This window comes from Billgrantia montanilacus, assembly GCF_003336675.1.
GTDB lineage: Bacteria > Pseudomonadota > Gammaproteobacteria > Pseudomonadales > Halomonadaceae > Halomonas > Halomonas montanilacus.
The window spans coordinates 302,900-309,811 of the sequence record NZ_QPII01000004.1 but is presented as its reverse complement, the minus strand read 5'-3'; the positions used below and the strand labels follow the sequence as shown (position 1 = coordinate 309,811).

The window sequence follows — 6,912 nt, the reverse complement described above, 5'->3', positions numbered from 1 at the left end:
TCACGAACCACTGCTGACGCGCTCTTGCCGTACTTGAGGTAGAGCTCCACTGCCCTTATGCGATCTTCATACGAATACATGAACTACCCTCGATGTAGTCCAAGATTCCGTCCGCACCCCCATCCTCCAGACTGTGACTTCCGCCGGACATGGCTGACACCTGCCCTCATGCCTTGGCCACACACCTTTGCCCCGCGGTTTCCCCAGGGGCAATTTCTCTTCACAGCGTTACGTCATCGCTACATGTTGTCCCGTGGTATGACTCGCTCCCAATTCTTGGAGAAGACCCGGTAGTCCTCGTCATACGTATCGAGCTGGGCATGGATGTGAAAGGCCGTCTCCGTGCAGCTCAGAACGGTACGGGTGTACACCTCGATATTCCAGTCATCGCAATTGAAGGAGCGTTCGGTATAGGTTTCGCCACGTGCCGAGGGGTAGCCAGGCCAACGGCCAGTAGGAAGTCGAAACCGAGACCCATATCTGATGACCGGCCGTAAAGCGCTGGGCGATCCCGTTAAGCGGTATGGTGACGAGATAGCCTCATGAGGCACCAGCGGCTCGGTGTCAGCATCGCTGCAGGTGTCGGGGGGCGCGCTGTCCTGCTGCCAGGCGCGCAGCATGGGCTCGTCCATGATGCCGGTTTCTTGCCCTTCAGCCACTTGGCTGCAACGGCATAGGGCCCCTGGCGATTGGCCATCGACGGACGCTGGCCCGGCGCGATATCCACCGCCACTTCATGGTTGGACATGCCGTCCACCATGATGAAGACCTCTCTATGAGGCTGCGATATACGCGTATTGACCTCGATCAGCCACAGCTTTTCGTTCTCTTCGTCCCACATGAACTCAGCATTGAAGCAGCCATTGTCTTAACCAATATGTTCGAGATAACGACGGCTGACTTCAATCATCTTCCGATACAAAGTTTCGGGAAGATTGCTGGGATACTCGAGCCTATCCCACGGCGCATCAATTTTCTCGGAGCTCGGCTGAGAGATGATGCCATGCACGTTGAATTCACCGCAAAATACCGTACCCTCGGGGCACTCTGCACACCTGAAACAACCTCCTCTACGATGCGGGAATTAACGTCCATTTCCTTCATTTCCGACGGAAGATCGACATGCGGAGTACTCCGTCAAAGGGGTCACCCAGCTGCTTTATGCCTTTTCGGATTTACTCGATAGCAACATGAAATTGCGCTTCATCTTCGATTCTGAAGCCGAGATGGGAGAAGAACGCTTTTACCGGCTTGATCCAGAAAGGGAATTCCACGGTGACTTGCTCGAGAGGCTTCTCCGCAAAGGGGTCGACGCCGCAGAACGCTGGTACAACCTGAAGGGCAGGTACGAGCACGAGCCCTTTCGTTCCTTCTCCTCAAGATATCTAGCCGACCACAAAGGTCCCATGGCGAAGACGAATCTTTACCTTTTCAAACCCTGCAAACACAATGAGAAAAGACTCACAACACACACCTTTAATATAGATCCAACAAAAAGTCGTTAACGCACGATATCTAGCCGCTTCAGAGCCACGGTATTAGCGAAGTTTAGAAAGCCGGGCGAACAGATGCCGACCGAGAGTTTGACACCGATGCATCCAAGGCTATGCTGAGTTGGCGAGTGTCCGATGCCTACAGGAGGTAACATCATGAATGCTCTCGAGCTGCTCAAGGAAGACCATGACAAGGTGCGAGATTTACTCAGCCAGCTGGTGAACACGACCGAGCGTGCAGAAAAGAGACGCCCTGAACTGCTGGCCAAGATCGAGAAAGAGATTCAAGTTCATACCCAGATCGAGGAAGAGATATTCTACCCTGCCTTCAAGAAGGCCAGTGGCAAGACCAACGATGTGATGTACTACGAAGCCCACGAGGAGCATCGCGCCGTCGAGGAGTTGGTCATGCCCGACCTGAAGAAGGCCGACCCCGGCGGCACTCAGTTTTCCGGACGCGCCAAGGTACTGAAAGAGCTTATCGAGCACCACGCCGAGGAAGAAGAGGAGGAAATGTTCCCGCAGGCACGCAAGACCATGTCGGAGGCTGAGCTCGAAGAACTTGGCGAAAGGATGCAGGCACGCAAGAAGGAGTTGATGGCGGGTTGAATTCACCCTCCATCCCACACCGCATCGGGCCCTGGCAACCACGCCAGGGCCCGATGCGGTGTGGGCATTTGCGCTTGGGCAGTCCGGAGCTAGTCTGAAAGCGTGGCTATCTGTCGAGAACTTTCTGTCGAGAGCGCAGCGGTCAAGGATGATGCCGATGGAGAAACTCAAGGAGTATCGCCGCAAGCGAGATTTCAAGCGAACCAGGGAACCCGCCGGCAAGGCGCAAGGCGAGGCCGCGTCGGGCAATCTCTACGTGATGCACAAGCATGCAGCGAGCCACGACCATTTCGACCTCCGTCTGGAGCAGGACGGTGTGCTCAAGAGCTGGGCCCTGCCCAAGGGGCCGAGCCTCGCGCCTGGCGAAAAGCGCCTGGCCGTAGAGGTCGAGGACCATCCGCTGGAGTATGGTGAGTTCGAAGGCGTGATTCCCGAGAAATCCTACGGCGGCGGCACCGTGATGCTGTGGGACCGTGGCACCTGGCAGGTCAAGGGTCGGCCCAAGCCGGATCGTATCGATATCGAACTCGACGGCGAGCGGCTCAAGGGTAGCTGGACCCTGACCCGCATGAGCGGCAAGCGCCAGGACAAGCACGGGCGCAACTGGCTGCTGATCAAGCGCCACGACGACAAGCCACGCATGGACGATGCGCTCACGGTCGACCTCGACGTGAGCATCGCCAGCGGTCGCAGCATGGATGAGATCGCCGAGGACCGAGACGCCACCTGGTCATCGAAAACCTCCGCCCTGCCCGACCCATCAAACCTCGATGGCGCCCGGCGCGCGAAGCTGCCACGCGAGGTGAAGCCGCAGCTCGCCACCGTGGCCCGCGAAGTGCCCAACAAGGACGGCTGGATCCACGAGATCAAGCTCGACGGCTATCGCCTGCTCGCCCGCATCGAGAACGGCGATGTGCGTCTCATTACCCGCAACGGCAAGGACTGGACCCACCGTTTTCCCGAAGTCGCCCGGGCGCTGGCACCGCTGCCGGTGGAGTCGGCGCTGCTAGACGGCGAGGTGGTGGCCATGGGCAAGGATGGCATCAGCCGCTTCGGCCAGTTGCAGGAGGCGATCTCCAGCGGTCGCACCGATTCCCTCGTCTACCAGGTCTTCGACTTACCCTATTTCGAAGGCCATGACCTCGCCGGCGTGGCGCTGCTGGAGCGCAAGCGCACTCTCGAGGCATTGCTTGATGCCGCGCAAATGAAGGAAGGCACCATCCGCTACTCCGACCATATCGAGACGCAGGGTGAAGCCTTCCATGAGCGCGCCTGCCGGATGGGGCTCGAAGGCATCATCTGCAAGCGCGCGGACAGCCGCTACCAGCAGAAGCGCAGCCGCGACTGGCTCAAGGTCAAGTGCGCCAGCCACGAGGAGTTCGTGGTCGGCGGTTATACGGAGCCCAGAGGCTCACGCAGCGGCTTCGGCTCGCTGCTGATAGGGGCCTACGGCAAGCAGGGACTGGTCTACACCGGCCGCGTCGGTACCGGTTTCAGCAATCGTTTGCTGGAGCAATTGAGTGCCACCCTGCAGGACCTCGAGGTGAAACGCTCGCCCTTCCACGGCAGTGTGCCGGATAGCCGGTCGGCCCATTGGGTGCGCCCCGAGCTCGTCATCGAGGTGGAGTTCACCGAGCGAACCCGCGACGGCCGCCTGCGTCATCCCGCGTTTCGTGGACTGCGCGAGGATCGCAACCCGGAGGAGATCCGCATGACCCCGACCAAGGAGATGGCCGTCGATGGCTCGCCCTCCCCTAGCAAACGCAAGGACGAGACCTCTCTGCTCGGTGTGCGTCTCACCAACCCCGACCGCGTGCTGTTTCCCGAGCAGGGCCTGACCAAGCTCGACCTGGCGCGTTTCTACGATCAGATCCAGGAGTGGGTCCTGCCCCACCTGGTCCGCCGCCCTTTGTCGCTGGTGCGCTGCCCTCAGGGGCGCGACGACGAGTGCTTTTTCCAGAAGCATCCGCGCCGCGCCATCCCGGACAGCGTTCCGCGCCTCGACGTGCCGGAGAAGAAAGGCAGCGCCGAATACGTCTATGTCGAGACCGCTGCCCATCTAGTAGGACTGGTGCAGGCCGGGGCGCTCGAAATCCACCCCTGGGGCAGCCGCATCGATCACCTCGAGCAGCCCGACAGCCTGGTATTCGACCTCGACCCGGACGAAGGCATGGCCTGGAAGGAGATCCTGCGCGTCGCCGGCACCCTGCGCGAGCGCCTCGAGTCGCTGGGACTCACGCCGTTCCTGCGCACCACTGGCGGCAAGGGGCTGCACCTGGTCGTGCCGCTCGAGCCCAGCGCCGAGTGGGACCAGGCCAAGGCCTTCGCCAAGGGTGTGGCCGAAGCGCACGCCCAGGACGACCCCAGGCGGCTGACCACCAACATGTCCAAGGCCAAGCGCGAGGGGCGCATCTTCATCGACTACCTGCGCAACGGCCGCGGTGCCACGGCAGTCGCCTCCTATACGGTGCGGGCGCGAGAGAACGCCCCGGTGGCGGTGCCGATCCGCTGGGACGAACTCAACGCCGCGCTGCGCGCCGACCGCTACAACGTCGCAAACCTGCGTCGCCGGCTCTCGGCCCTGCGCGAGGATCCTTGGGCGAATTTCGCTGAAGCGGCGCGCCCGCTCGATGCCGACCTGCTCAAGGCGGTGGGCGTGAAATGAACGGCGAACGGAACGACTGGGGAAATGACATGAGCGAAACACCCTGGTGGCTCGAGTCCGGCCCCGAGACGTGCCAATTCTGCTTGCGCACCTTCCATTACGAGGCGGGCTACCACTGCATCTACTGCGACCGGCCGATCTGCCCCTCATGCGTCGCGACACGCTTCGAGAACCGCGAGACGGTCTGCCCCGAATGCCATGAGAATGGTAACCGTCATGAGGAGGAAAACTGATGGCCGCTCGCGCGATGTGGAAAGGCGTGATCCGCTTCGGCGAAGTTCAGGTTCCGGTCAAGCTCTATTCGGCAGTACAGGACCGCAGCGTGCACTTCCGACTGCTCCACGAGAAGGATCGTTCACCGGTCAAGCAGGCCATGGTCAACCCCGACACCGACGAGATCGTGCCCTACGCCGAGACCCGGCGTGCCTATCGCACCGACGAGGGAAGCCTGGTGGTATTCGACAAGGAGGAACTCGAGGCGCTGGAGCCGGATTCGGGGCGCGACATCGAAGTGATCCGCTTCCTGCCGCCTCAGGTGATCGACCACCGCTGGTACGACCGCCCCTACTACCTCGGACCCGACGGCAGCGAGTCGCTCTACTTCGCCCTGGCCGAGGCGCTGGGCAACAGCGGCAAGGAAGGGCTGGCACGCTGGGTCATGCGCAAGAAGAGCTATGTTGGCGCCCTGCGCCTGCACCGCGGCGTGCCCATGCTGATGTCGCTGCGCCACGAGGAGCAGGTGGTCCCGGTGGACGCCCTGGAGCCACCCAAGGGCAAGGCGCTAGATGCCAAGGAACTCGACATGGCGCGCCAGCTGATCGGCATGCTGGAGGCCGAGTTCGACCCCGAGGAATATCATGACGAATACCGCGAGCGGGTGCTCGAGCTGATCGAGGCCAAACAGCGCGGCAAGAGCGTCAAGGTCACCCCCCTTCATCGCCGCAAGGCTTCCGACGACCTGTCCAAGGCGCTCGAGGCCAGCCTGAAGAAGGAGCGCAAGCGTGCCTAGCCAGAGCAAGCGCCAGACCAAGGGCAAAGAGAAGAAAAAGGACAAGCGCAAGGACCCATCGGCGAAGCAAGCAGAGAAGAAGCGCTTCCATGCCAGCGGCCCGCGCCCACTGTGGTCGGGCACCATCACCTTCGGGCTGGTCAGCCTACCGGTCAATCTCTATCCCGCCAACCGACCCAAGCCGGTGTCGCTGCGCATGGTCGACCGCGACGGCACGCCGCTGGCACGGCGCTACTTCTGCGAGAAGGAGGCGCGCGTGCTCGACTACGACGAGCTGGTTCGCGGCTACGAAGTCGAGAAGAACGAATTCGTGGTGGTCGAAGATAGCGAACTCGAGTCGCTGGCCCCGGAGAAATCCCAGGAGATCGATCTCAAGCGCTTCGTCGGGCTCGACGAGATCGACCCTTTGTACTTCCAGCGCGCCTACTTCATGACCCCCGACAAGGGTGTGACCAAGGCCTACCGCCTGTTGGCAAAGAGCATGGAAGCGTCCGAGCGCGCCGGCATCGCCACCTTCGTCATGCGCGGCAAGGAGTATCTGGTGGCAATCATCGCCGAGAAAGGCATTCTGCGCGCCGAGACGCTGCGCTTCGCCGAGGAGATACGCGCGCCCGAGGACATTGACCTGCCCGAGGCCGTCCGGCCCGACAAGAAGCGGGTTACGGCCATGAAGCGGGCCATCGAGGCGTTGGTGGGGGACGATCTGGCGCGCGAGGCGCTTCAGGACCTGCAGAGTCAGCGCATCATCGCGCACGCCGAGGAAAAGCTCGCACGTGGCGAGGACGTGATCGAACTGAGCGAAGAGGAGCGCGATCCGGACACCGAGGCAGAACAGGGCGGCGAGGTGATCGACCTGATGCAGGTACTAAAGCAGAGCCTGGCCGAGGGCCGCCCGCCCGGGCAGGAAGACGACAGTAGCCACTCCCAGGCCAGGAAAGGCAAGTCAGGGAAAAGCGGCAAGTCGACAAGCTCCCACAAGTTGGAACAGCTCTCCCGCGACGAGCTATACCAGCGTGCCCGGAAACTCGACCTTCCCGGCCGCAGCCGCATGAGCAAGGCCGAGCTGGTCGAGGCGATCGCCAGGGCCGGCTGAAATGAAAACGCCGGCCACATGGGCCGGCGAAGACGGAGCGGAT

8 protein-coding genes are annotated in these 6,912 nt (G+C 61.7%); 5 read left to right on the top strand and 3 right to left on the bottom strand.

Translation table 11 applies throughout. From position 1 onward, the window contains the following. Positions 1-384: 384 nt before the first annotated feature. The 3 genes from DU505_RS22830 to DU505_RS22525 form a co-directional block, all read right to left on the bottom strand. Positions 385-510, bottom strand: coding sequence for a CocE/NonD family hydrolase C-terminal non-catalytic domain-containing protein (locus DU505_RS22830; RefSeq protein WP_245947841.1), 126 nt, complete (start codon positions 508-510; stop codon positions 385-387). Positions 511-514: 4 nt separating this feature from the next. Continuing rightward, positions 515-841, bottom strand: coding sequence for a hypothetical protein (locus DU505_RS22825; protein ID WP_245947837.1), 327 nt, complete (start codon positions 839-841; stop codon positions 515-517). Between the two features lie 334 nt (positions 842-1,175). Further along, complete coding sequence (locus DU505_RS22525; protein WP_181872768.1) at positions 1,176-1,355, bottom strand: hypothetical protein; 180 nt, start codon at positions 1,353-1,355, stop codon at positions 1,176-1,178. Positions 1,356-1,649: 294 nt separating this feature from the next. Between DU505_RS22525 and DU505_RS08485 the strand changes: the two genes are divergently transcribed. From DU505_RS08485 to ku (DU505_RS08465), 5 genes are all read left to right on the top strand, one after another. After that, a complete protein-coding gene (locus DU505_RS08485) occupies positions 1,650-2,102 on the top strand; it encodes a hemerythrin domain-containing protein (protein WP_114478552.1) in 453 nt (150 codons plus the stop codon). Positions 2,103-2,259: 157 nt separating this feature from the next. Further along, positions 2,260-4,767 carry a DNA ligase D gene (gene ligD, locus DU505_RS08480; RefSeq protein WP_114478551.1) on the top strand — a complete coding sequence of 836 codons (2,508 nt, stop codon included), beginning with the start codon at positions 2,260-2,262 and terminating at the stop codon, positions 4,765-4,767. A 29-nt stretch (positions 4,768-4,796) separates the two neighbouring features. Further along, positions 4,797-5,000, top strand: coding sequence for a hypothetical protein (locus DU505_RS08475; protein WP_147273052.1), 204 nt, complete (start codon positions 4,797-4,799; stop codon positions 4,998-5,000). Next, positions 5,000-5,776, top strand: a complete 777-nt coding sequence (gene ku, locus DU505_RS08470; protein ID WP_114478549.1) for a non-homologous end joining protein Ku — start codon at positions 5,000-5,002, stop codon at positions 5,774-5,776. The genes DU505_RS08475 and ku (DU505_RS08470) overlap by 1 nt, the downstream gene beginning before the upstream one ends. Continuing rightward, positions 5,769-6,869 (top strand): non-homologous end joining protein Ku, encoded by a 1,101-nt coding sequence (ku, locus tag DU505_RS08465; protein WP_114478548.1) that lies wholly within the window; start codon positions 5,769-5,771, stop codon positions 6,867-6,869. The genes ku (DU505_RS08470) and ku (DU505_RS08465) overlap by 8 nt, the downstream gene beginning before the upstream one ends. Positions 6,870-6,912 lie beyond the last annotated feature (43 nt).

Excerpts from the sequence above, each read along its gene's own strand:
- DU505_RS08485 (WP_114478552.1), top strand. The coding sequence starts at position 1,650 with ATGAATGCTCTCGAGCTGCTCAAGGAAGACCATGACAAGGTGCGAGAT.
- ligD (WP_114478551.1), top strand. The coding sequence starts at position 2,260 with ATGGAGAAACTCAAGGAGTATCGCCGCAAGCGAGATTTCAAGCGAACC.
- DU505_RS22825 (WP_245947837.1), bottom strand. The coding sequence starts at position 841 with ATGTGGGACGAAGAGAACGAAAAGCTGTGGCTGATCGAGGTCAATACG.
- ku (WP_114478549.1), top strand. The coding sequence starts at position 5,000 with ATGGCCGCTCGCGCGATGTGGAAAGGCGTGATCCGCTTCGGCGAAGTT.
- DU505_RS08475 (WP_147273052.1), top strand. The coding sequence starts at position 4,797 with ATGAGCGAAACACCCTGGTGGCTCGAGTCCGGCCCCGAGACGTGCCAA.